The sequence below is a fragment of the Curtobacterium sp. MCLR17_034 genome (assembly GCF_003234485.1).
Taxonomy (GTDB): Bacteria; Actinomycetota; Actinomycetes; order Actinomycetales; family Microbacteriaceae; genus Curtobacterium; species Curtobacterium flaccumfaciens.
On sequence record NZ_QKTH01000001.1, the window covers coordinates 387,019 to 410,739 of the forward strand.

The 23,721-nt window shown below is 68.2% G+C and carries 18 protein-coding genes; 11 read left to right on the plus strand and 7 right to left on the minus strand.

Features of this window, described 5'->3' with window-relative positions; genetic code table 11:
- Position 1: 1 nt before the first annotated feature.
- Entirely contained in the window at positions 2 to 886 is an 885-nt protein-coding gene (locus DEI98_RS01920) for a phosphotransferase (protein WP_110863655.1), read from the minus strand.
- Positions 887 to 1,123: 237 nt separating this feature from the next.
- Here DEI98_RS01920 and DEI98_RS01925 point away from each other — a divergent pair, with 237 nt between their 5' ends.
- A complete protein-coding gene (locus DEI98_RS01925) occupies positions 1,124 to 5,632 on the plus strand; it encodes an RHS repeat domain-containing protein (RefSeq protein ID WP_181437894.1) in 4,509 nt (1,502 codons plus the stop codon).
- 567 nt (positions 5,633 to 6,199) lie between these two features.
- Here DEI98_RS01925 and DEI98_RS01930 read toward each other — a convergent pair.
- The 3 genes from DEI98_RS01930 to DEI98_RS01940 form a co-directional block, all read right to left on the minus strand.
- Positions 6,200 to 6,760, minus strand: a complete 561-nt coding sequence (locus DEI98_RS01930) for a DUF6998 domain-containing protein (protein WP_146243385.1) — start codon at positions 6,758 to 6,760, stop codon at positions 6,200 to 6,202.
- Positions 6,761 to 7,695: 935 nt separating this feature from the next.
- Positions 7,696 to 8,316 (minus strand): recombinase family protein, encoded by a 621-nt coding sequence (locus DEI98_RS01935; protein WP_375334804.1) that lies wholly within the window; start codon positions 8,314 to 8,316, stop codon positions 7,696 to 7,698.
- 276 nt (positions 8,317 to 8,592) lie between these two features.
- Positions 8,593 to 9,342 carry a DUF4145 domain-containing protein gene (locus DEI98_RS01940; protein WP_181437895.1) on the minus strand — a complete coding sequence of 250 codons (750 nt, stop codon included), beginning with the start codon at positions 9,340 to 9,342 and terminating at the stop codon, positions 8,593 to 8,595.
- A 714-nt stretch (positions 9,343 to 10,056) separates the two neighbouring features.
- Between DEI98_RS01940 and DEI98_RS01945 the strand changes: the two genes are divergently transcribed.
- The 9 genes from DEI98_RS01945 (at position 10,057) to DEI98_RS01990 (ending at position 19,878) form a co-directional block, all read left to right on the plus strand.
- Positions 10,057 to 11,085: a hypothetical protein gene (locus tag DEI98_RS01945; protein ID WP_111099717.1), complete on the plus strand. Its 1,029-nt coding sequence runs from the start codon at positions 10,057 to 10,059 to the stop codon at positions 11,083 to 11,085.
- A gap of 472 nt (positions 11,086 to 11,557) precedes the next feature.
- Positions 11,558 to 12,055: a hypothetical protein gene (locus DEI98_RS01955; RefSeq protein WP_111099719.1), complete on the plus strand. Its 498-nt coding sequence runs from the start codon at positions 11,558 to 11,560 to the stop codon at positions 12,053 to 12,055.
- A gap of 240 nt (positions 12,056 to 12,295) precedes the next feature.
- The gene (locus DEI98_RS01960) at positions 12,296 to 13,012 is read left to right on the plus strand and encodes a GntR family transcriptional regulator (protein ID WP_017887786.1); all 717 of its coding nucleotides are present in this window, start codon (positions 12,296 to 12,298) and stop codon (positions 13,010 to 13,012) included.
- 92 nt (positions 13,013 to 13,104) lie between these two features.
- Positions 13,105 to 14,127: a sugar phosphate isomerase/epimerase gene (locus tag DEI98_RS01965; RefSeq protein WP_111099720.1), complete on the plus strand. Its 1,023-nt coding sequence runs from the start codon at positions 13,105 to 13,107 to the stop codon at positions 14,125 to 14,127.
- On the plus strand, positions 14,124 to 15,077 hold the full coding sequence (locus DEI98_RS01970) for a 3-hydroxyacyl-CoA dehydrogenase family protein (protein WP_111099721.1): 954 nt from the start codon (positions 14,124 to 14,126) through the stop codon (positions 15,075 to 15,077). The genes DEI98_RS01965 and DEI98_RS01970 overlap by 4 nt, the downstream gene beginning before the upstream one ends.
- 15 nt (positions 15,078 to 15,092) lie before the next feature.
- Positions 15,093 to 15,878, plus strand: coding sequence for an SDR family NAD(P)-dependent oxidoreductase (locus DEI98_RS01975; protein ID WP_111099722.1), 786 nt, complete (start codon positions 15,093 to 15,095; stop codon positions 15,876 to 15,878).
- Positions 15,879 to 16,025: 147 nt separating this feature from the next.
- Entirely contained in the window at positions 16,026 to 17,417 is a 1,392-nt protein-coding gene (locus DEI98_RS01980; RefSeq protein ID WP_111099723.1) for an MFS transporter, read from the plus strand.
- The gene (locus DEI98_RS01985; protein ID WP_111099724.1) at positions 17,414 to 19,120 is read left to right on the plus strand and encodes a dihydroxyacetone kinase family protein; all 1,707 of its coding nucleotides are present in this window, start codon (positions 17,414 to 17,416) and stop codon (positions 19,118 to 19,120) included. Before DEI98_RS01980 ends, DEI98_RS01985 begins: the two co-directional genes overlap by 4 nt.
- Complete coding sequence (locus DEI98_RS01990) at positions 19,117 to 19,878, plus strand: triose-phosphate isomerase family protein (RefSeq protein ID WP_111099725.1); 762 nt, start codon at positions 19,117 to 19,119, stop codon at positions 19,876 to 19,878. Before DEI98_RS01985 ends, DEI98_RS01990 begins: the two co-directional genes overlap by 4 nt.
- Here DEI98_RS01990 and DEI98_RS01995 read toward each other — a convergent pair.
- Positions 19,871 to 20,713 (minus strand): NAD(P)H-binding protein, encoded by an 843-nt coding sequence (locus DEI98_RS01995; RefSeq protein ID WP_111099726.1) that lies wholly within the window; start codon positions 20,711 to 20,713, stop codon positions 19,871 to 19,873. The genes DEI98_RS01990 and DEI98_RS01995 overlap by 8 nt on opposite strands.
- 79 nt (positions 20,714 to 20,792) lie before the next feature.
- On the opposite strand from DEI98_RS01995, the gene DEI98_RS02000 reads away from it, so the two are divergent.
- The gene (locus DEI98_RS02000; protein ID WP_258370708.1) at positions 20,793 to 21,545 is read left to right on the plus strand and encodes a TetR/AcrR family transcriptional regulator; all 753 of its coding nucleotides are present in this window, start codon (positions 20,793 to 20,795) and stop codon (positions 21,543 to 21,545) included.
- Here the strand turns inward: DEI98_RS02000 and DEI98_RS02005 are convergent.
- A complete protein-coding gene (locus DEI98_RS02005) occupies positions 21,542 to 22,213 on the minus strand; it encodes a response regulator transcription factor (RefSeq protein ID WP_056072621.1) in 672 nt (223 codons plus the stop codon). The two genes, DEI98_RS02000 and DEI98_RS02005, sit on opposite strands and share 4 nt — an antisense overlap.
- Complete coding sequence (locus DEI98_RS02010) at positions 22,210 to 23,421, minus strand: sensor histidine kinase (protein WP_258370709.1); 1,212 nt, start codon at positions 23,419 to 23,421, stop codon at positions 22,210 to 22,212. Before DEI98_RS02010 ends, DEI98_RS02005 begins: the two co-directional genes overlap by 4 nt.
- Positions 23,422 to 23,721 lie beyond the last annotated feature (300 nt).

Sequence of the window (23,721 nt, forward strand, 5' to 3'; positions counted from 1 at the left end):
GTCAGAACGCGGCGAGGGCGCGGCGGAGCATGTCGTGGCCCTGGGCCTCGAAGCCCTCGTCGCCGACCGCGTAGGCCCAGGTCGCGGTGCCCACTGCTTCGCGGAGTTGCAGCCAGCGCCACGCGTCCGCAGTGCGCGGGTCGTCCCCGTACCCGTCGAAGAACGCCGCTTCGAGGGCGGGATCGTGCTGCCAGTGCAGCACCGCGAGGCGGGTGAGGTCGAAGGACGCCGGGCGCCAGCCGAAGCGGCCGAAGTCGATGACGCGCAGCCTGCGGTGGTGGTCGTTGCGGTCGTCGCGGGCGTCGTCGTCCACGATCCAGTTGCGCGGGTGGAAGTCGCCGTGGGTCGGGACGAGGGACTGCGTCGTGTGGTCGGTCGGGAGTGCGCGCAGTGCTGCTCGCGCGCGGGCGACCACGTCGTCGGGGATCCGGTGCGGGGCGTCGAGCGCGGCCAGTGCCTTCGCCTGCTCGTGCTGCAGGAACGTCGGGTCGTGGCGGGTGTCCTGGTCGTGCAGCCGTCGGAGCAGTGCTCCGGCCTGTCGGTGGACATAGGGATCGTGCTCGTCCGGGGTCCCGAGGGCGAGGTGCCCGGGGACGCGTTCCAGCACGAGGACGCGGTGCTCCTCGTTCGCGGCGACGAGGGCACCGGCGTCCCCGCTGGCTCGGAGTGCAGCGGTGGCGGTGCGGTGAGCGTCGAGCTCGCGGGGGAAGTGCGTGTTGGTCGGGCCGGAGGCCTTCACGGTGAAGCCGTCGTCGCCAGCGCGGACGTGCAGGACCCTCGTGTCGAGGAGCCCCCACGACTCATCGGCCACGACGACGGCATCGGGGAGCGTCTGCTGCACGAACGCGATCTGGTCGTCGTCGAGTCCGGTGTCCCCCCAGTGCATGGCGGCACGTTACCGTCCTGCTCCGCGGATCGTTCCACGCCGGTCCTTATCGGTTCCGCCGTGGAACTTTCGACCCCCTCATCTGGGGGCGCAGGCCTGAGAGAAGCTCCGTAACGTTCTGGTTGGTTGCACAGCACCGTCGCAGGGACTGGTGAGCTGCAGCAGCCGCAAGAGGGGTTTCTTAGCGTGTTCGCTGCGTCGTGGTCCGGTCGTGTTCGTGGAGTGATGCTGGCAGTGGTGACGTTGGTCGCCTTGCTGGGTTCGTTGTTGGTGGTGGTGTCGCAGCCGACACCGGCGCAGGCGGCTGTGACGGGGACGGGCGGGCAGTACGTGCCCATGCCGTCGAATGCTCGGGTGCTGGGTGGTGGGACGTCGAAGGGCACCTACCGCACTGTCAAGGTTGCCGGGGTCGATGGTCTGCCCTCGACGGGAATCGGTGCGGTGACGATGATGGTCACGATCGTCGCTCCCGCGGGGCAGGGCCAGCTCTTCGGTCGTCCGTCGTCGTCGGATCCGTCGACGCTGCTGATGGTCTACAACGCCGGAGTTGGTGGGAACACGTCGAACTCGAGCCTGCTCGCGGTCGCCGATGACGGCACGATCCAGGTGATGACGGAGACGGCGCAGTCGACCGTGATCATCGACATCACCGGTTACTACACGTCGACCAAGAACGGCGTCTCGGCGGGTGGTTTCGTGGCGATGTCGCCGGCGCGCGTGCTGGACTCTCGCGACGGTACTGGGGCCGCAGCTGGGCAGATCCCGGCCGGGTCGCAGCGCACCATCCAGGCGACCGGGTCGAACGGCATCCCCGAGGGTGCGGCGGCGGTCGCGGTGAACATCATCGTGATCAACCGCGAGGCCAAGGCCGGCTACGTCCGGCCCACGCCGACGGGTGGGGTCCGCAGCACAGGCGTACTGAACTACAACTCCACCGCGGGTCTGACGACGGCGATGAACGCGCAGGTGGCGCTGAGCGACGATGGGAAGTTCAGTCTCAGTACCGCCGAAGGTGGCGGGAAGATCGACCTCGTCGTCGACATTCAGGGCTACTTCCTGCAGTCCAACCCGGGTGGAGGCTTCACACCCCAGGCCGGCCGGCTCGTTGACACCCGCACCACGGCCAGCATCGCCGCGGGTGCGTCGTTTGCGGTGCAGGTTGGTGGTCGCGCTGGTGCTCCGACGGTCGAAGGTGGACTCTCGGCTGCTGCGGTGACGTTCACCGCGGTGAACAACAGCGGCGCGGACTCGTACGCGAAGATGTGGGCCGACGGGGCGGCGGAGCCGGACTCCTCAGCGATCAGCAGCGACACGACGTCGATCGTGTCGAACACCGTGGTCACACCGGTGGGTGCGAACGGCAACATCCGGATCAAGAACATGGGTAAGGCGGCGATGAACTACGTCGTCGACCTGCAGGGCACCTACAACTCGCTTCCCGGTGGCCCGTCCGACACGAACCGGACCGGCAAGCGGACCTCGGCGACGACGCTCCCGTTCCCGATCACCGATCAGACCAGCGCGTCCGTCGACGTCGGCACGGGCAACCTGCTCGTCACCACGACCGCGATGAGCCTGCCGGGAGTGACGCAGAACACCACGATCGGTGCCGCGTACAACTCGCGCAGCACCACCGTTGGTGACGCGAACACGATGGACGCGAACCGGTGGCAGTACGCCCTGGCCGGCGCCGGGGACCTCACCGCGAACGCAGCCGGTGTCATCTACACGGACGCGGTCGGGACGGCGTGGCAGTTCCGTCCGTCCGGGGCGCAGGGTGCGTTCACCAGCCCGGCCGGTCTGCAGCAGACCCTGACCCGCGTCGACAACAGCACGACGCACGAGTACACGCTGAAGGGGTGGACGTCGAACTCGACGACACACTTCAACCTCGCGGGCCAGCCCACCTCGATCGTGGACCGGAACAAGAACCAGATCAGCTTCAACTCCGACGAGCCCGGCTTCACCCTGAAGTCCCTCGTCTCGACCGCGGGTGTCACCGGGGCGCGGACGGCGAACTCGTCGTACGCCAACGGTGTGCAGACGTTCTCGCAGACCAGCGGCTCGAGCTCGCGTTCGGTGTCGTGGACGAAGAACAGCACCGGCGACATCACCACGTACACGGACGCGCTCGGCAAGAAGACCACGTTCGGGTACACCAGCGGGGACCTCACCTCGATCACGGCACCCGAGGGTGGCGTGACGGCGTTCACGTACGACTCGTCCGACCGGGTCACGAAGGTCGAGCAGCGCAACACCACTGCCGGCTCGCCGGGGACCGCTGTGACGCGGTTCTCGTTCAAGGACGACACCACCACCCTGGTTGCTGACCCGCGGTCGGATCAGTCGGTCGCGGTCGCCGACGCCAAGCACACCACGTACACGCTCTACGACACCGACCTCGTCAAGAAGGCCGTCGACGCGGCGGACCGTGAGCAATCCAAGACGTACAACCCGGCGAACAACGGGGTCGCGACGTCGCAGGTCGGCGCCAACGGCGCTGACGGTACCGGCACGACGACGAACAAGTACGACAAGAACGACGGCCAGTCGTTGACGCAGTCCCAGTCCAGCTCCGGATCGACATCGACAACGGACTACGGATCAGGCGCTGCGACGGCGTACCTGCCGTCGAAGGTGACGTCGAGCTCGAAGACGTCGACCTCGATGGGCTACGACGGTGTCGGCAACCAGACGTCCTCGCAGTCGGGTAGCGATCCCGCGGCCATGGCCGAGGTTGCGTACAACAAGAAGGACGACGGCGACAAGTACGCCTGGGGTGCGGTGAAGACCGCGACCGCTCCTGGGAACAAGGGCAACCCGACGAAGTACTTCTATGACACCCACGATCAGCTCGGCTCGATCACCCCATCCACTGACACCAGCCTCGGTGAGCAGAAGTACTCGTACGACGACTTCGGCCGTGTGCGCAATCACACCGACGGTGGCGGTGGGGTCACCACCTACACGTACGACAACGACGACCGTCTCCTGACGACAGAGTTCGACGACGGCACCGCGACGGTGACGAACACGTACGACGGCAACGGGAACCGTCTCACCGAGACCTCCGCCACGGGCACTATCACCAGCACGTATGACCAGCGGAACTGGCTCACCTCCACGGTGAACACCGCCGGCGGCGGCACCGTGTCGTACGGCTACGACCTTGCCGGGAACACGGTGAAGGTCACCGACGCACAGGGCACCGTCACGCACGAGTACGACCCCTCCGAGGTGCTCACGTCGACGACCTACCCGACGAGCTCCGGTACGGCGAAGCAGCTGTACAAGACCGACGATCACGGCCGCCGTACGGACACCTGGCTCAACGCGACACCGAACGCGGACCCGGCAAAGGACCCCGAGGTGTGGGCTGCGCACCAGAAGCTGACCTACGACAAGTCCGGCAAGGTCACCCGCGTCCAGGCCTCGGCCGACAGTGCCGCCCCGAAGGTCATCGTCGACACCACCTACTGCTACCTCGAGGGTGTTGCCGTCGGTTCGGCGTGCACGGCGACGGACGGGAAGAACGACCGCGATCGACTGCAGTGGCTAAAGGACAACATCAGCAAGCAGACCACCGAGTACGACTACACCACCAAGGCCTCAGACGGCACCACCTCGAACACGACCCGTCTGCAGAAGGCGACCCAGGCCGGCGGCCCCACGAACAGCACCTGGACGTACACGTACGACTCAGCGGGAAACCGGCTCACCGAGACGGTGACGGGTGACCGTAGCACGTCGCAGGCGTTGAAGTTCAACGCTGTCGGTCAGATCACCAACAGCGGGTACTCGTATGACGGCACCGGCAACATGACCGCTGCACCTGGCGCCACGTTCACCTACAACGGTGCGCAGCAGATGACGTCGTCGACCAAGGATGGGAAGAAGACCACCTACACGTACGCCGGCGCGGACATGAACCGCCTCTTGTCGCAGCGAACCGAAGACGGGCCCGAGTACCGGTACACGTACGGTAAGGGCCTCACCTCCCGCGAGGTCATCGGTAGTGGCGTTGCCTCCGTGCTCACGGACCCGTCGACCGGGCAGCCGCTGAACCTGCGAACCACGGACGGCACCACCGCTATGTGGGTTCTCGACGGCATCGGCAACCCCGCCGCTGCGATCGCTGACACCGGGGAGAAGGCGTACACCGTCAGCTACGACCCGTACGGGACGGAAGTCGTGACCTACGGTGAGGGCAGCCAGCAGTGGAAGCAGAACCCGTTCGGCTTCAAGGGCGGCATCCGCGCCGGCGAGGGCAACAGCCTCACCAAGTTCGGCTACCGCTGGCAGACAGCGACCACCGGTGGTTGGGCGCAGCGCGACACGCTCGACGCACCACTTGACCCCAACAACGCAAACCGCTACGCCTACGCAGGTGACGACCCCATTAATGGCTCGGACCCGAGTGGTCGGCTCAGCGTGGGAGCTGGTCCGGGTATCAGCGCGTGCTTCGTGCTCTGCCTCAACGTTGGGATTGGCTTCGGGAATGACGGCATTCATCCGTATGTCGGCGGCGGGATCGGACCGGACGTCGGGGTCTCCGGAAGGGCCGGAGTCGACGTGAACAAGTCGACCGGTGCGACGGGGGGTGTCAGTTGTCAGGCAGCTGTCGGGCCAGTTGGCGTGTACGGTGAGGTCGGAGCGAACGACTCTGACAAGAGTATCTACGGAGGCGGCGGCTATGCGCCTGGTGCCGAACTTGGATGTGCCGCAGAGTTTAATTATGTCTTTTGATGAATATGCCAGCTAGTAGCTGGTTTGGCCTGGCGCTTTCAATCGCTGTGTTCGCCACAATCGAATTGCTTGCTCGAAAGCGCTTGGGTGCGCATGCGCACAAGCAGTGGCGCGAAGCAGGCTTGGAGCGGTTAGCTAAGAGTCCCGCATGGTGGGAAAAGTTCACAATCGGAGCATCAATAGTATTGTACGCTGTCGCGTTGATACTGGGATTGATTGGTTTACTAAGTTGAGCAGCGATAGTCTTATTGCCTTGATTTTCGGCGGGTCATTCACGTTGATTGCGGGCGTGATTGGTATGACGCTATTCGTCCGTAAGTACGGAAAGCGGGACAAGTAGCAGCTCAAACGGCAAGCTTGGCTGCCGTGTCCTGGATGTTTGAACTACCGTCTTGGTTGCTATTCGTTCATTCGTGACTAGCAGAATGGCCAAAGGCCCCCAGGGCATTCACCTTCGGTCCTTATAGGCTCTTTACCCCGAGGGATACTGACGTATCGACTGCGGGCTGGTCCCAGAGGGTCGCTTACTGAGCCGCGATGACGTCCCACAGCGGTACGCGTGGCCCCTTAGCGGGTCTGGCTGAGCAGATTTCGCCATGCTGCATTGAAGTCGGCGGTCCGGTCGCGTCCGCGTGCCTTCGATGATCGCACCTGGGAGACGGTGACGACGGTGCCGTTGGTGTGCTGCTTGAACGACCCGTGCTCGCGAACCTCTTCTGGGGTCCACTCTCGTGCTGCAACGACCTGACCGGCCGTGTTGTCGATGACGAGGAACGCGCACAGGTCGAAGTCGAACGACCGGATCGGTGAGAACACGGCACCGCCGGCCATGCCAGGCCGCACCAGTCGCACTTTCACCTGTACCTTGCGGCCATCGGCAGCAGCGAGGTCGTAAGACTTCTCAGAGTTCGGTGCCAGCAGCCCGTCGTAGACCATCGCGGCGCAGAACTCGGCGAGGTCGCCGATGGGTGCGTTATTCGTGCGAATGAGGTGCCGGGTGTGAAGCTCGGCGAGAACGTCTGTGTAGGTGTCGAGGAGTTCACCGACGCTCAGGTGTGCAAGCGGCGCTTCGTCTTCACCACCGATGTCGTCGAGGTTCCCCGGCACCGGTGTGGAAGCTGGCTGCATTGCGATCGACCCTGCGGAACACGCTGGGGTGTCCTTCGAGAACCGCGTCGTGAGAATCGCGACTTGCTCGCCGGTGAGTGCCCACGGTTGCCCCGCCTCGGTCGGGTGCCGCCAGCCCTGTGTACGCATCCACCCGCGGATCCGCTTGGGGTCCGCGCCAATCTGCGCAGCAAAGTTCGGGGACTGACGGATGCTCGCTCATGAGCAAACGGTAGCGGGCCGACGCCGGTACACGATTCGGCGACGGCGAGCCTCATGCTGGTCCTCGCGCCCCGTCATGATCCTCGGGCTAAGGGGCGAGGTCAATCGCTTTCGCGCGGCCTGTCTGCCAGGCTCGGGGGATGACTGGAGACGCTGGATACGGGGCGACCTCAAGCATCATCGCGGGCGTGTCTGCGATCGTGGCTGTCGTCGGAGCCATTCGTGCTCAATGGTCCGCACACGAGGCTAAGTCGTCGACTGCCGCTGCACGTTTCCTTGAAGTGGCTTCGCGTAGGGTCACACGACGAGGTCGAGTAATCCAAGAAGTCGATGGGCGCCTGCAGTCGATTCGCTTGACGTTCGAGCCTCGAAGGACGGGGCTTGCACCGGTTCTCATCGTGCAGAGCGGTGGGGTTGGCAGCTCCACGGGTTTTTCCCCGTTGACGTTGAATCACTTCACCGTGGAAACAGCGTTTACGACGGCAATATCCCGGTAGGGGCGGGCGGGGACGCAGACCGGATTTTCACTCTGATGATCTGCGGCGTGCCGCAGTCCTTCGCCGGCTCCGTAAGCAAGGTCATTGAGGGCAATCAAAATGGTCGTGGTCAAGACCGCTGGGACGATCTGCCAAAGGAGCTCGGCAGTCCTCTCGCCTCGCTGACTGTCCACCGTCGGGCTTGATGGAGCGGAGCGCTTCGCGGGTGCGAAGATGCCCGCTAACGGGTTCCGAACGCTATGCGCTGGCGACGTTGCCGGCGGCGGCGTGTGGGGCTGAGGGGGAGAGGGGCTTCGCGAGCATGCGGTAGAGGGTGGTGCGGTCGACGCTGAGCCGTCTGGCGACAGCGGTCTTCGGGACACCGGTGCTGATGAGTCGGCGTGCTTCGGCGATCTGGTCGTCGGTGAGCTTCCGCGAGCGGCCCTTGTACTTACCCGCCGCTTTGGCTATCCGGATGCCTTCGCGTTGGCGTTCGCGGATGAGGGTGCGTTCGAACTCGGCGAACGCGCCGAGGAGGTTCAGCATGAGCCGGCCGATCGCGTCATCGGTGTCGCGACTGTAGGTCTGCTGCTCCTTGACGAAGTCCACCGAGGCGCCCTTAGCGGTGACCTCGTCGACGATGTCGCGGAGGTCACCAAGGGAGCGGGCGAGCCGGTCCATCGACGCGACTCGGACGACGTCCCCGTCGCGGACGTAGCCGATGCAGTCGAGGAGCGCGGTTCGGTCGGTGCGGGAGCCGCCGGAGACCTTCTCTTCGAACACCCGGTCGACGTCGCCGATGGCCTCGAGCTGTCGGTCGAGGTTCTGATCGATCGAGCCCACCCGAACGTACGCGACGGTCTGCGTCTTGTGTTGCACCACCCTAGACCCTCGCACACTCCTGTAGCAAAAGGACGAATCGGCACCCTAGAACCACGCGATTCGAACACCGGCGCCAGTGTGCCCTGGGGTATACCCCAGCGCGACGCAGAGGTCTTGGTCGCTGGATTCTTCACGGTGCTGGACGCTGTCTCGGAATCCACGACCGCTACGTCGAAATCGCGGGGAGTGGCCTCAGCTGCGAAGCGGCTCGCAACCGTACGGTTGAGAGTCGTGAACACGCGCAGTGTTTCGTGACAGCTATGCCTTGTCTTGCTAGCCGTCTTGGTCCTTGGCCTCTGCCGCCACCTTCTTGCGTTCGACTGCCTCAATGACCGACGCTGGCACGGTGTTGAGCAGTCGTTGTCGGGCGTTGGGCTTGGTAACGAGTTCGTCGACGAGATCATTGATTGCGGAGAAGAGCAACTCGACGATGCCCTCATCCTCCTCGTCCAGCACCAGGACGAGAGTGTCGTCAGGGGCGTCTGCGACATGCAGTGCCTTGTTCCCCGCGTGTCTGATGACCGTGAGTGCGGGTTCAAGTGCCGAAGAGACACGGGGAATGACGTGAATGATGCGCTCGTCGAGAGCTGGCCTCGGAACGTCCATAGGGTCGAGCTCGATGAGTAAGCGTTCGAGCGTTGCTCGCGCCATTGCCGCGCCGGCGCGACGTGACACCTGCATGACGGCCGCAGCTTCCTCGTAGAGTTCTCGAGGGACCGGAGGCATGTCCGGGCTCGGCTGTGGAGCGGTGCGCGCTGCCGGGAACACGATTCGGTTGTCGTGCCACACGGTTCCGCGCCGACACGCAAGGCACCTGCTCACAGCCCAGCTCTGAGAATCGCGCCACTGAGGCGGAGTGACGGCTGCCTGCTCCCAGGGGTCTAGTGCCCCGGCGGCGTGTTCGAAGAGGTTGTAGGTCTGGTTCTGCGCGACAACCTCCGTTTCCAGGGGCTGGAACCAGGTCTGCCCGTCGCCGTCATCAGACTCAACAACAAGGCCGCTCCACTCTTGCTGGCTGTACACGCCGCACCTTGGGCAATAGAAGCCAGCGCTAAACCGACTGGGTGCACGTGAGGACTCATCAGACATGGACGCAGCTTAGGAGTTCACGGGGTGGTGGCGGTCGACATCGAAGCTGGTCGTCGAGCTGTTCGGCGTCGTATTGTCCTCGACTGTCCCCGGCGCCGTACGCCGATCCGGCGTGGCACCTCACGCGGTACGTCAGCGGTCGTCCTCGCGGGTGTCGTCCCTCGCCGCCCCACCTCTCTTTCCCCTGCGCCCCGCCCACGAATCACATCGCTGTCATTCGCGGACATGGCGTCCCGCCTCCGAGAAGGCGTCCCATAGGTTCCTCAAGGCCCCTAGGATGCCCGATCTCCGGTGCCGACAACATCTGCGTCCAGGAGGCACTTCGGCCCTGCAGATCGCAAATGGCGGTGGTTGTCGGTAGAATGGGGGACAGAACGAAACAGCCCCGAGCTGCAGCGATGCATAACGGTGCTGCACAGCAGATCGGGGCTGGGTGCCTTTGGAGAGACACCTTGACCTTACGGGCTCGAACGCTCGGACGCGAGTCGCACGCGCTATCCGCGACGAACTGGATCTGCTGCCACAGGTACGCAAAGGACACCATGGCCGAACCGGCTGGCATCGCACTTCATCGCTAACTAGAGTTTGAAGCGACGGTGTCGTCCTTGCGGACCCGAACCCCGGCAGGGGAGAACGGTACTGCAGCAGATGACCCACCTCAGTGACCTCCTGGACACAGTCCGGGATCAGATCGAAGCCGACGACAGCGCTCTCGCTGAAACCCGGACCCGGCTGGCGCTGGTCCGTGCCAAGGCAAACACCTTCTACGGGGTGCTTCGGACTTACCGCAGCGGCTCGCTCGCGGTCCACACCATGAACCATCCCGTGACCGACGGGGACGGCGGTGTCGTCCTCAACCGGAACTACTATCCCGGGCTGGGCCCGGAGGGCACCGGCGAAGAAACACCCTCGGAAATCGTGGAGGAGATGCGTGTCCACCTCGGACCGCTCATCCGAGAAACCTACCCGAACGCCACTGTCGGTACTTCGAAGCGCGGCCCAAAGGTGTACTTCCACGACCCCCTTCCGGACGGCGCTGACCCCACAGTTGACCTCGTCGTGGCGTTGACCAGGAAGGACGGCGACGGCATCTGGATTCCGAACCTCGACGACGACACCTGGGACGCGTCCGACCCGGAGCGCCACCGCGACCTGTTTAACGATAGCGCCGCTGGGTTCCGCTCCACTCGACGCAAGATCACGCGGCTGGCGAAGGCTTGGAACAAGCAGTGGAGTATCCCAGGAGCGTCATCCTTTGAGATCTCTGTCTGGGCGTATGAGTTCGTCGAACCTGGACACGGCGTCGCGAAGGGACTGCGCGCTCTTTTCGACCAGGCCGCCTCTCGGCTGGAGAACGGTGACCCCACTCCAGATCCCGCCGGTGTCTCCACCGACCTGCACCTTGAAATCGCTACACACCTCATGGCAAAGCGTCTGCGCACCGCTGCCGACAGCATGCAGGATGCCCTGGACGGCGCCACTGACGACGACGTGCAGGAAGCCCTCGCAGCAGTGTTCTTCAACTACCTGGACGCTCCCGCCGGCTCCGCATCAGCGGCACTGGCCGTCGCCGCGCAAAAAGTCCGCACAACGACGGTCGCGGCCAGTATCGGCGTTCCTGTGGCGGCCAGCACCCTCGGCGCGACAACCGCCCGTGCGTACGGCGGCCATCGGTAACGGCAGTGCGCACTGCATGGCGTCCACCGCCGTGGTTCGCGGCCCCGGCACCGCGCATCCGGTTCCTCCACGAACTCAAGGCGGTGGGCGCCACCACCCACCCCGCCACCAAGCAGTACCCCGGCGGTTTTCACATCCACCTCACGCTGCACGCTGACGGGCTCCCGGCACGGCAGGTCTGCATCCAGTTCTCTCAGCACAGCCCAGACACTCCTCGCGTCAGCGTCGGCGGACCCTCGCGGTCCCCGCACCGATACAGCGACGGCACACTATGCATGTGGCACCCGGACGATCCGCGACACACCCGATGGGTACCCGGCGACGGGGCAGCTGATCTCGTCACCCGGATCGCCGTCCACCTCATCAAAGAAGCCTGGTGGCGGCGAACCGCCGAGTGGATCGGCCCTGAGGTCACCCATGGCGATCCCGACCCGCTCAACGACCCTCGCCCGCACATCGAGACGGATTGACCATGCATCACGCGACGACACCAGCACCTGAGCAACCCTGGATCCTTGGCGACGGCGCCGCGACCATCGCCGCCGCCGTCCTCGGCGCACTCGTCGTGGCCATCGGATACCTCGTCCAGCAGACCGCCGCGCGCAACGAACGTCGCGCCGCAATATACAGCGAAGCCATTCGCGCTGTCGAGGACTACCTCGAAGCACCCTTCATCGTGCTCCGGCGTGAAGAGAACAAGACCGCGATCCGCGAGATCACCACACACATCAGCGACATCCAGTCACGCATCGCTTACTACGAAGCCATGCTCCGCGTGTATGCACCTGAGGACGTTGCGCTCATTTACATGGACTTCGTCGCCGCCGCTCGACGCGAAGCCGGAACCGCTATGACAGGTGCCTGGAACGCCGCTCCGATCCGCCGGGGTGACCAAGTTCCGATCGGACAACGCTTCGACCGATCGGCAAGCAATGACGCCCTCACTCGCCTCATCACAGCGATGCGATGACACCAGTAGCTTGCGGCTTCTGGGGAAATACAACTAGGGGCGGCCCCCAGGGGGCGAGCCATCCACTCCAGTTGACACAGGAGCGCCCTATCGGCGCGCGGGGAGCGGCAATCGAGCAAGCCCATCGGCGACATGAGCGCGTGGTCGAGGCGACGTCAGGGCGGGCGACGGCCGTGATGGCGCAGCGTGGCCCGGAGCCCTCCCACCGAGACCAAGTCGTGGATTCTCTAGGATCGACCCATGTCCACGACCATGCCCGGCTTCGGGACGGAGCGCATCACGCAGCTCGGCCTGCGTGACCGCGTCTACGACCGGGTGCTCGAGGTCCTGATGGGCCACGACGTCGAACCGGGCATGCGGCTGTCGATCGACGGACTGGCCCGCTCCCTCGGAGTCTCGCCGACCCCGGTGCGCGAAGCCCTCGTGCAACTCGAACGCACCGGCCTCGTCACCCGTGAAGCGAACAAGGGCTACCGGGTCTCCCCGCCCCTGGCCGGCGACCAGCTCGAGGCACTGTTCGACGCCCGGCTGATCGTCGAGAGCGGCGCCGTCGAGCTCGCGGCCCGCGGCGACGTCGACGGCCTGCGCGAGCGACTGGCAGCAGCGCTCGACGAGCAGGCTGCGGTGGCCGCCGAGGTCGCCTCCGTCGGTGCTGCGCACGCTCCGGAAGAACTGATGGCCCGCTTCTTCCGCAGCGACTGGCAGTTCCACCAGCTGATCTTCGACGCGACGCGGAACCCGTTCCTCGAGGAGATGTCCGAGATCATCACGACGCGCGTGCACCGCATGCGGCAGATCGTCGAAGGTGGCGGGGACGACACGGATCGTGCGGTCCAGGAACACCGGGCCATCCTGGAGGCGCTGGCTGCGGACCCGACGTCGGCCGTCGCCGCGATGCGGCTCCACATCGACGCCGTCCGGTTGCGTTCGCGCGCGGACGCGTCCCACACGAGCTGAGGCAAGGGGTTGCGTTCCGGCGTCGTGCGAGTATCTTTCCTATAGGAAAGAGGTTCAATGCTGAACCACCACGACATGCAAGGGAGCATTCCGTGACCACTCCACAGGACTGGGTCGACCAGGATTGGCACCCCACCACCTGGACGTCGGAGACCTGGCCGATCGCCGCGTGCCTGCACGGGTTCGCGCAGGTCACCCGCGACGGGACGGCCTTCCACGACGCCCCCGCCGAAGTGTGGGACGAGGTGTTCGGGCAGATCGAGGCCGTCGGCTTCTCACTCGCCGAGCTCGCCGACAGCCACATCCGGCCCGCTGACCTCGAAGCCTCGCGCCGCGACGAGCTGTTCGCCGTCGCGAAGGCGCACGGCATCGGCATCCCGTCGGTGCACCTGCAGCGCAAGAGCGTCATCCAGCCCGGGCACGAGGACGAGAACCTCGCCTACGCCCACCGCACCATCGACGCGGCGGCCGAGTGGGGCATGCAGGTCTTCTCGACCGGGCTGCACCAGCCGTTCACCGACGCCCAGAAGCGGGCGCTGTGGTTCTGGACGGCGCCGGGCCCGAAGGACCCGGACGACCCGGAGGTCTGGGCCGCTGCGGTCAAGCGACTGCGGGAGCTCGGCGAGCACGCTGCGAGCGTCGGGCTGCCGATGGCGCTCGAGCTGTACGAGGACACGTACCTCGGCACCGCCGACAGCGCGGTCCGCCTGGTCGAGGAGATCGGGCTCGACAACGTGGGCTTGAACGCGGACGTCGCGAACCTCATCCGCCTGCACCGTCCGGTCGAGGACTGGCGGGAGCTCTTCGCGAAGACCATGCCGTACACGAACTACCTGCACGTGAAGAACTACACGCGTGACGAGGCCGGCGACGGCAGCTGGGCGACGAGCGCGCCGAGCACGATGGAGACGGGCCTCATCAACTACCGCCAGGTCCTGCGCGACGCCGTCGCCGACGGGTTCCGCGGGATCGTCATGACCGAGCAGTACGGCGGCGACAGCCTCGGCGTCTGCGCCACCAACCAGCAGTACATCCGATCCGTCCTCGCGACGACGAAGCTCGACGCGACGGCGACCCCGACCGCAGCAACCAGCACCGAAGGAGCAATCCGATGAGCACCCTCGACATCGCCGTCGTCGGGTCCGGCTACATGGGCGGCGGGATCGCCCAGGTCCTCGCCCTCGCCGGCCACACCGTCCGGATCGCCGACGTCTCGGCCGAGATCGCCCAGCAGAACCTGGAGCGACTGCTCGGCGAGACCGCACAGTTCGTCGCCGACGGGCTGTTCCCCGAGGACGCCGTCGAACGGGTCCGCGCACACCTGAGCGCTGCCGAGTCGATCGAGGCCGCCGTCGCCGACGCGGACTTCATCGAGGAGGCCGTGCCCGAGAAGCTCGAGATCAAGCACGCGACGCTCCGCCGCATCAGCGAGGCCGCCCGCCCCGACGCCGTGATCGGCTCGAACACGTCGACGATCCTGATCGAGTCGCTGGCCGAGGCGGTCGTGGGCCCGGAGCGGTTCCTCGGCGTGCACTTCTCGAACCCGGCACCGTTCGTCCCCGGCGTCGAGCTCATCCCGCACCCGACCACGAACGAGCACGCGATCGAGGTCGGCGAGACCGTCGTCGCCGCGACCGGCAAGCAGTCGGCGCGGGTGAAGGACTCGACGGGGTTCGTCCTGAACCGCCTGCAGTACGCGCTGTTCGAGGAGGCCACGAAGATCGCCGACGAGGGCATCGCGAGCCCCGACGACATCGACACCATCGTGCGGACCACGTTCGGGTTCCGCCTGCCGTTCTTCGGTCCGTTCGCGATCGCCGACATGGCCGGGCTCGACGTCTACGCGTTCTGCTTCGAGTCGCTGCAGACCCGCTGGCCCGAGCGCTTCGCCACCCCGCCGTCGCTGCAGCAGCACGTCGACGCCGGTGAGCTCGGCACGAAGTCCGGCGCCGGGTACCTCGAGGTGCCGGCCGACCGAACGCCCGAGCTCGTGGCCTACCGGAACAAGGCGTACGTCGCGATGCAGAAACTCCTCGACGAGCTCGGCCCGGCACCGATCCACTGAGGCGGGAGGGACACCATGAGCGACCAGAACCAGTCAGCCGGCCAGCACCGCGACCGCACCGTCGTCCTCACCGGGGCTGCCTCACCGCGGGGCATCGGCCGCGCCACCGCCCACCACCTGGCCGAGGCCGGGTGGGACGTCGGGATCATCGACCTCGACCAGACGGCGAGCGAGCAGGTCGCCGCCGAGATCCGCGAACAGCACGGCGTGCGGGCCGTCGGTGTCGGTGCGAACGTCGCCGACGAGTCCGCCGTCCGTGCGGCCTTCGACACGATCGAGGCCGAGCTCCGGCCGATCACCGCACTCGTGAACCTGGCGGGGGTGTCGTCCGCGCACGCCTACCTCGACCTGCCCGAGGGGGAGTGGCACCGGGTGCTGTCGATCAACCTCGACGGTGTGCACTTCGCCAGCCTGCGGGCGGCGGAGTCGATGGTGCGGTCCGGCTACGGGCGCATCGTGAACCTGTCGTCCGTCTCCGCCCAGCGCGGCGGCGGCACCTTCAGCAAGACCCCGTACACGGTGGCGAAGGCCGGCGTGATCGGCCTGACCCGCGGACTGGCGCGCGAGCTCGGCCCGCGCGGCGTCACCGTCAACGCGATCGCCCCCGGTCCGATCGACACCGACATCATGGGCGGCACCCTGTCCGAGGAGCGGAAGGCCGAGATGGCCGCCGACGGCGTGCTGCCGCGCATCGGCACACCGCGGGACATCGCTGCCGCGATCGCCTACCTGATCAGCGAGGACGCCGGGTTCGTCACGGGCCAGACGCTCAACGTCGACGGCGGCCTGTACATGCACTAGGGCCAGCCGCCCACGGAACGCGCGCCGACCGGGCGACGCGATCCGTGCCTCCCGTCCGACAGGCCGACAGGCCGACAGGCCGACCAGCCGACAGGCCGACCGCCGGACGCCAGAACGACCGCACCGTGCTCGCAAAGGAGCGAACCCGTGTCACTACCCCCTGCCCCCGCGCTCGGGTCGACGAACGACCCCGGCCTGAAGTCCGCCATCGGCAAGGCGACGAAGCACCTCATGCCGATGCTCGTCATCCTGTACTTCGTCGCGTTCCTCGACCGCACGAACGTCGGTTTCGCCGAAGAGGCCCTGCGCGTCGACCGCGGCATCTCCGACGCCGCCTTCGCCCTGGGCGCCGGCATCTTCTTCATCGGCTACGCGATCTTCGAGATCCCGTCGAACCTGCTGCTCAAGCGGTTCGGTGCGCGCTTCTGGCTCGCCCGCATCGCCGTCACGTGGGGCATCGTCGCCGCACTGTTCGCCTTCACGACGAACGACACGATGTTCATCATCCTGCGGTTCATCCTGGGTGTGACCGAGGCCGGGTTGTTCCCGGGCGTGATCATGTACCTGTCCGAGTGGTTCCCGAACAAGGTGCGCGTGCGCATGTTCGCGATCTTCTACCTGGCGCAGCCGTTCTCGCAGATGATCGGCGCCCCGCTGTCCGGTGGGCTGATCAGCATCGGTGACCAGGTCACCCCGTTCCACGGCTGGCAGGTGATGTTCGCCGGCGAGGGGATCCTCGCGGTGCTGGCGGGCATCGCTGCCCTGGTGTTCCTGACGAACAGTCCGCAGCAGGCGAAGTGGCTCGAACCGGGCGAGAAGGCGTCGCTCACCGCGGCCATGGAGCGCGAGGACACCGCCCGCAGCGAGGACGGCCCGAAGGGCATCTGGCGCGCGATGGCGAGCGGGCGCGTCTGGTACTTCACGATCATCTACTTCTGCCTGCAGGTCGCCGTCTACGGCACGACGTTCTACCTGCCGCAGCAGGTGTCCTCGCTGCTCGGGCAGGACGTCGGCTGGCAGGTCGGTCTGGTGTCCGCGATCCCGTGGCTCGTCGGGCTCGTCGCCTGCTACCTGATCGGGTCGCGTGCGGACTCCGTCGGACGCCGTCGTCGCTGGGGCACCCTGTTCTACATCACGACCGGCCTGTCGATCCTCGGCTCGGCGTGGGCGGGTGCGAACGGGCAGCCGGTGCTCGGCATCCTGTTCATCACCCTGGCCGTCGCGAGCTTCCTGGCCGTCGGCCCCATCACCTGGGCGTACCCGACGGCGTTCCTGACCGGTGCCGCAGCCGCAGCGGGCATCGGCCTGATCAACTCGCTCGGCAACCTCGGCGGGTTCGTCGCCCCGATCATGCGCACCGCGATCAACGAGGTGGTGCCCACCGACAGCGGTGCGTTCGGCATCGTCTCGCTCGGCGTCCTGGCGTTCGTCGCCGCGGTGATGATCTTCTGCACCAAGTTCTTCCGCGGGGCCAAGGCCGACGAACTGCTCGACACCTCGCACGTCCGCACCACCGACCCGAAGGGCAGCAAGCGATGACCAGACTGTTCAACGACCCGGCGGACTTCGCCGACGAGGCGACCGACGGCTTCGTCGCCGCGAACGAGCGGTGGGTGCGGAAGGTGCACGGCGGCGTCGCCCGCGCCACCACGAGCCCCGACGGCACGGTCGCGGTCGTGATCGGCGGCGGCTCGGGCCACTACCCCGCGTTCGGCGGGCTGGTCGGACACGGACTGGCCGCGGGTGCCGCGATGGGCAACCTGTTCGCCAGCCCCAGCGCCCAGCAGGTCACCGGGGTCGCGAAGGCCGCGGAGCACGGTGGCGGGGTGCTGCTCAGCTACGGCAACTACGCCGGTGACGTCCTGAACTTCGACGCTGCGGCGCGCACGCTCGAGGCCGACGGCATCCCGGTCCGGACGGTCCGCGTCACCGACGACGTGACGAGCGCTCCGGCCGACGACCGCGCGAAGCGCCGCGGCATCGCGGGTGACCTCTGCGTCTTCAAGGTGGCCGGCGCCGCTGCCGAGCGCGGGGACGACCTCGACACGGTCACCGCCGTCGCCGAGCGGGCGAACGACCGGACGCGGAGCTTCGGCGTCGCGTTCTCCGGGTGCTCGCTGCCGGGCGCCGAGGAACCCCTGTTCACGGTGCCCGAGGGCCGGATGGCGATCGGCATGGGCATCCACGGCGAGCGTGGGATCGACGAAACGGACGTGCCCACCGCGGACGGGCTGGCCGAGCTGCTGGTGTCCCGGCTGCTCGACGAACTTCCCGACGGCGTGGCACTCGAGGGCCAGCGGGTGGTCCCGATCCTGAACGGTCTGGGCTCGGTCAAGTACGAGGAGCTCTTCGTCGTCTACCGCTCGGTGCAGCGGCGCCTGGCGGACGCCGGGGTCTTCTTCGTGGAGCCCGAGGTCGGCGAACTCGTCACGAGCTTCGACATGGCCGGGGTCTCCCTGACGCTGTTCTGGCTCGACGACGAGCTCGAGGAACTCTGGGCAGCACCCGCGGACACGCCCGCCTACCGCAAGGGCGGTGCGGTCGCCGAACAGCGGGTCGACCCGTCCACCGTGGCGGCGGACGCCGAGGGCGTCGGCATCGGCCCGGCGACCGACGAGTCCCGTGGGGTCGCCGAGCAGGTCGCCGCCGGGTTCGCGGCGGTCCGAGTCGTCCTCGACGAGCACGCCGACGAACTCGGGCGCATCGACGCCGTGGCCGGTGACGGCGACCACGGCATCGGGATGCAGCGCGGATCGCACGCCGCCGACGTCGCGGCCGCCGACGCGGTCCGCCGCGGTGCCGGTGCCGGCACCGTCCTGCTGGTCGCCGCGGATGCCTGGTCCGACAAGGCCGGCGGCACGTCCGGTGCGATCTGGGGTGCCGCCCTGGAGGCACTGGGTCGCGTGGTCGGGGACGACTCGCGTCCGTCGGGTGCCACCGTCGCGCAGGGGGTCCGCGCGGCCACCGAGGCCGTGCTCGCGTTCGGCGCCACCGTCGGTGACAAGACGATGGTGGACGCCCTGGTGCCGTTCGAGGAGGTGCTCCGCACCCGGCTCGACGCCGGGGCGGCGCTCGCCGAGGCCTGGGGCGACGCCGTCCGTGCCGCTCGCGAAGCGGCCGACACCACGGAGTCCCTGGTGCCGAAGATGGGCCGGGCGCGCACCCATGCCGACCAGGCCGTCGGCACCGCGGACCCCGGTGCGCTGTCCTTCGCCCTCGTCGTGGAGACGGTCGCCCCGTGATCACCGTCGGGGTGTCGCTGAAGACGTACTTCTCGCACGCCCGGACGCTGTCGTGGGCGGCCGAGGTCGCCGACATCGCCCGGCGACACCCCGCGGTGCGCTCGGGTGCGGCGTCGCTCTTCGTGGCGCCGACGTTCCCGGCCCTCGTCCCGGTGCGTGAGCTGCTCACCGGCACCGGTGTGCAGCTCGCCGCGCAGGACCTGTCGTGGGCCGACGCGGGCGCGTTCACCGGCGAGGTCTCCGGCGCCGAACTGCTGGAGATCGGTGTCGACCTGGTCGAGATCGGGCACGCCGAACGGCGCTCCCTGTTCCACGAGGACGATGTGACGATCACGGGGAAGGTGCACGCGGCCTTCCGCAACCACCTGCGTCCGCTGGTCTGCGTCGGGGAGCCGGACCGGGCCTCCGATCCGACGGAAGCGGTGGCGGCGGTGACCGCGCAGCTCGACCGGGCCGTCTCGACCGCCGTCGCGGACGGTCTCGCCGGAGCCCTGACCGTCGCCTACGAACCGGTGTGGGCGATCGGCGCACCGGCACCCGCACCGGACGACCACATCGTGGCGGTGCTCGCCGGGATCGAGCAGCACCTCGGCACCCGGCCCGAGCTGCACGGCAGCACCGTCCTCTACGGGGGCAGTGCCGGACCGGGCCTGCTCACCCGGGGGCAGGGCCGGATCGGCGGGCTGTTCCTCGGACGGTTCGCCCACGACCCCGCAGCGGTCGAGGCGATCCTCGACGAGGTCGCGGCGCTCAGCTGAGCTGGTCGCGGACCGGCCGTGGGGCGCGACCGAGCAGCTCGCCGAGCAGCGGATCGGTGCCGGCGAACAGGCCCCGCTCGGCGGCCTGGTACATGCCGAGCAGGAACCCGACCATGTGCGGGTCCTGCCCCGCTGCCAGCGCACGGGCACGCCACTCGTCCTCGCCCAGGGCCTCGAACCCGATCGTCCGACCGGACACCTCGGACGCCTGCCGAGCCAGGTCGGCGAACGTCGGCGCGTCCGGAGCGGTGAGCGTCACCGGCCCGTCGAACGGCTGATCGGCGAGCAAGATCGCGGCGGCTGCCTCGGCGGCGTCCTCGCGGGCGGTCCACGACACCGGACCGTCGACGGGGACGGACACCGTGCCGGTCTCCTGCCACGGTCCCGTCATCCAGGCGGCGCTGTGCGCGTAGAAGCCGTTCCGCAGGCTCGTCCACGGCAGCCCGGAGTCGCGGAGCAGGTCCTCGGTGGCGGCGTGGTGCGCGGCGGGCACGAAGGGCGAACCGTGCGCGGCGCCCTGGTGGCTCGTGTACAGGACCCGGCCGACGCCGGCGTCCACGGCTGCGTCGACCGCGGCACGGTGCAGCGCGACGGCGTCGGCGGCCGGGTCGCTCGACGAGACGAGCAGGAGCTGGTCGGCGCCCGCGAAGGCTGCAGGCAGGGTCTCCGGTTCGGCGTAGTCGCCTCGGCGGACCTCGACGCCGCGGTCGGCGAACCGCTGTGCTCGGGCCGGCTCACGGGTCACCACCGCCAGGTCGGACGGCGCGAGGTGCTCGAGCAGGTGGTCGGCGGTCGCGCCGTTGAGGGCTCCGGTGGCCCCGGTGATGACGATCATGGCTTCTCCGTATCGGTGGAAACAGCGCGTTGGTAGCGCTGGTAACACAGTGATAGCACAAATCCGTTATCGTTGTTCCGTGATCGAGCAGGGAAGCCAGCGCGACGAGACGCGTTCACGCATCGTCGAGGTCGCCGGCACCATGCTGCGCGAACGCGGTGCCGCGGCGGTGACCACGCGGGCGGTCGCGGACGGCGCGGGCGTCCAGGCACCGACCATCTACCGGCTGTTCGGCGACAAGGACGGTCTGCTCGAAGCGGTCGCCGAGCACGCGATGGCGACGTTCTCGGCGATGAAGGCCGACGCCGTCCGGGCTGCTCGTGACGAGGCGACCGACCCCGTCGAGGACCTGCGCACCGGGTGGTCGATGACGATCGGCTTCGGGCTGGCGAACCCCGACCTGTTCGTGCTGTTGAGCGACCCGGAGCGCGGCCGTCGGTCGGCAGCCGCCCGCGCCGGCACCGCGCTGCTCGCCGAACGCATCCGCCGGGTGGCCGAGGCCGGACGACTCGCCGTGCCGGAACACCGCGCGGTCGAGCTCGTGCACGCGGCCGGCACCGGTGCGGTGCTCGCGATCCTGGCCGCTCCGGCGGATGAGCGGGACCCGTCACTCGCCGATGACGTCCTCGATGCCGTGCTCGGGCGGATCCTCGTGCCGAGCGGGCCGACGAGGGGCGACGGCGGCGCGGCCCCGGGTGGTCGCGGTCGGGGGACTGAGCCCGTGACGAGCGCCGCGATCACGCTCCGTGCCGCAGCGCCCCGGCTCGATCGACTGTCGGCAGCCGAGCGGACGATGCTCGCGGAGTGGCTCGACCGGATCGCCGCGGACTAGTCCTCGCGGGTGCCCGCCAACCCGTGGTCGTGTGCGTAGACGACGAGCTGCACCCGGTCGCGCAGCGACAACTTGCCGAGGATGCTCGAGATCTGGGTCTTCACCGTCGACTCGGTCACGTACTCCTTCGTGGCGATCTCGGCGTTCGAGAGCCCACGGGACGCCCACCCGAACACGACGCGCTCCCGCTCGGTCAGGGTCGCGAACTCCGGCGGCTGCGGTGCCGGGGCCCGCGCCACGTCGGTGCCGAACAGCTGCGCGAGGTCGTTCGGTGCAATGACCGAGCTGCCCTCGTGCACGGCCCGCACCGCGGCGAACAGGAACGGCGGCGTGGTGTCCTTGAGCAGGAACCCGCTGGCGCCGAGCCGGATCGCGGTCGCCGCCGCCGGGTCGAGCCCGAAGGTGGTGAGCACGACGACCCGCGGCAGTGGGCCCGGGACGGCGCCGGAGTAGAGCTGCCGGACGGTCTCCACGCCGTCCATGCCGGCCATCCGCATGTCGAGGAGCACCACGTCGGGGCGCACCTCGGGGATGAGCGCGAGCGCTTCGGCGCCGTCGGAGGCCTCACCGACCACGCGCATGTCGTCCTGGGCATCGAGCACCACCCGGAGCCCGGCGCGGAACAGCGCCTGGTCGTCGGTGAGCAGGATCCTGATCGGTTCGGTCATCGGACGGGTCCCCCTTGGACGTCGAACGGGATGCGGGCGCGTGCCGTGAACACGTCGTCCAGCACGGCGGCGTCGAACGACCCACCGAGGGCGCCGAGGCGCGAGTCCATGCCGTCGATCCCGCGGCCCGAGCCGGCGGTGGTGCCGTCACCGGCGACGTTCTCGACCTCGAGCACCAGGTCGGCGTTCCGCCAGGTCTCCCGCACGACGACCGGGTTGCCGGGGGCGCCGTGGCGCAGGGCGTTCGTGAGCATCTCCTGCAGCACGCGGCGGGCAGCGGTGCCGGTGTCCGGGCGCAGGGCCAGGGGGACCCCGCGCACCGTGCGGTCGACGTCGACCCCGGCATCGCGGATGCCCTGCACGATCTCCTCGAGCGAACCCGGGCCGGTCGCCTCGGCGGAGCCGTCGATGTGCCCGAGGACCTGTCGGACCTCGACCAGGGAGCTGCGGGCGGTGCTCGCGATGGTGGCGCTGACCGCTCGGATGCGCGCCTCGTCGTCGAGGAACGGCACCGAGTCGGCCTGCGCGATGATGACCGCGAGCGAGTGGCCGACGACGTCGTGCACGTCGCGGGCGATGTCCGCGCGGATGCGTTCGGACTCGGCGACGTCGATCGCGCGGGTGGCGGTGGCCTCGGCCTCGGTGGCGACGGCCTCGGCACGCGATGCTGCGGCCTCGGCGTCGGCACGGCGCTCCGACTCCCGGTCGCGGGAGCGGAAGGCCCGGACGGCGACCCCGCCCGCCCAGACCCCGAGCAGCGCGGTCACCGGGGCGGCCATCGCCAGGAACGCCTGGTCGCGCGGGCCGTTGATGAGCACGAGGAACCGGAAGCCGGTCGACGCCAGGTAGACCGTCGCACCCGCCCCGGCGACGACCGCGAGTACGCCCGAGACGACGACCTCGGTGCGGGTGCCCACGACCGCGGCGGTGCCGATCACGACGAACATCGCGAGGTCCACCAGCGACGGGCGCTCGCCGCCGCCGACCTGGATCACCCCGAGGACGACCACCATGGCCATCGCGGCGGACGGGGAGATGCGACGCAGGGCGATCGCCACCGAGGCCGACAGGACCGCGGCGAGGCTCGCGTGCTCGAGCTCGAGGTCGATGGGCAGCAGGAACACGAACGCCGCCAGGGCCGCCCAGGCCACGTCGATGACGATCGACCGGGTGGCGAGCGGCCGGAGGAACCTGCCCCGTTCGGTCACGAGAGCGATCCTCCCATGCCGTACCGGCGTCACGCGGGCGGGGCCATGGCCATCAGTGCGATGACGGTGGCGACCACGATCGCCGCGCAGAGCAGCAGGGTGGCGATCGTGTGCTTGGTCGAGGTCTGCATGCTCCCAGCCTGCGCAACCGGACGGCCGAGGGCATCGGGCGGCCGACCGAAGGGCCTCGTCCTGCCGGGTGAAGCCGACGGTGGACCCGGAACCGTGGAACGGCGCATCCGGGACACCCTCTGCGTGATCCGGCCACCTTGGACGGCCGCTCAGTGCCCCCGGCGAACC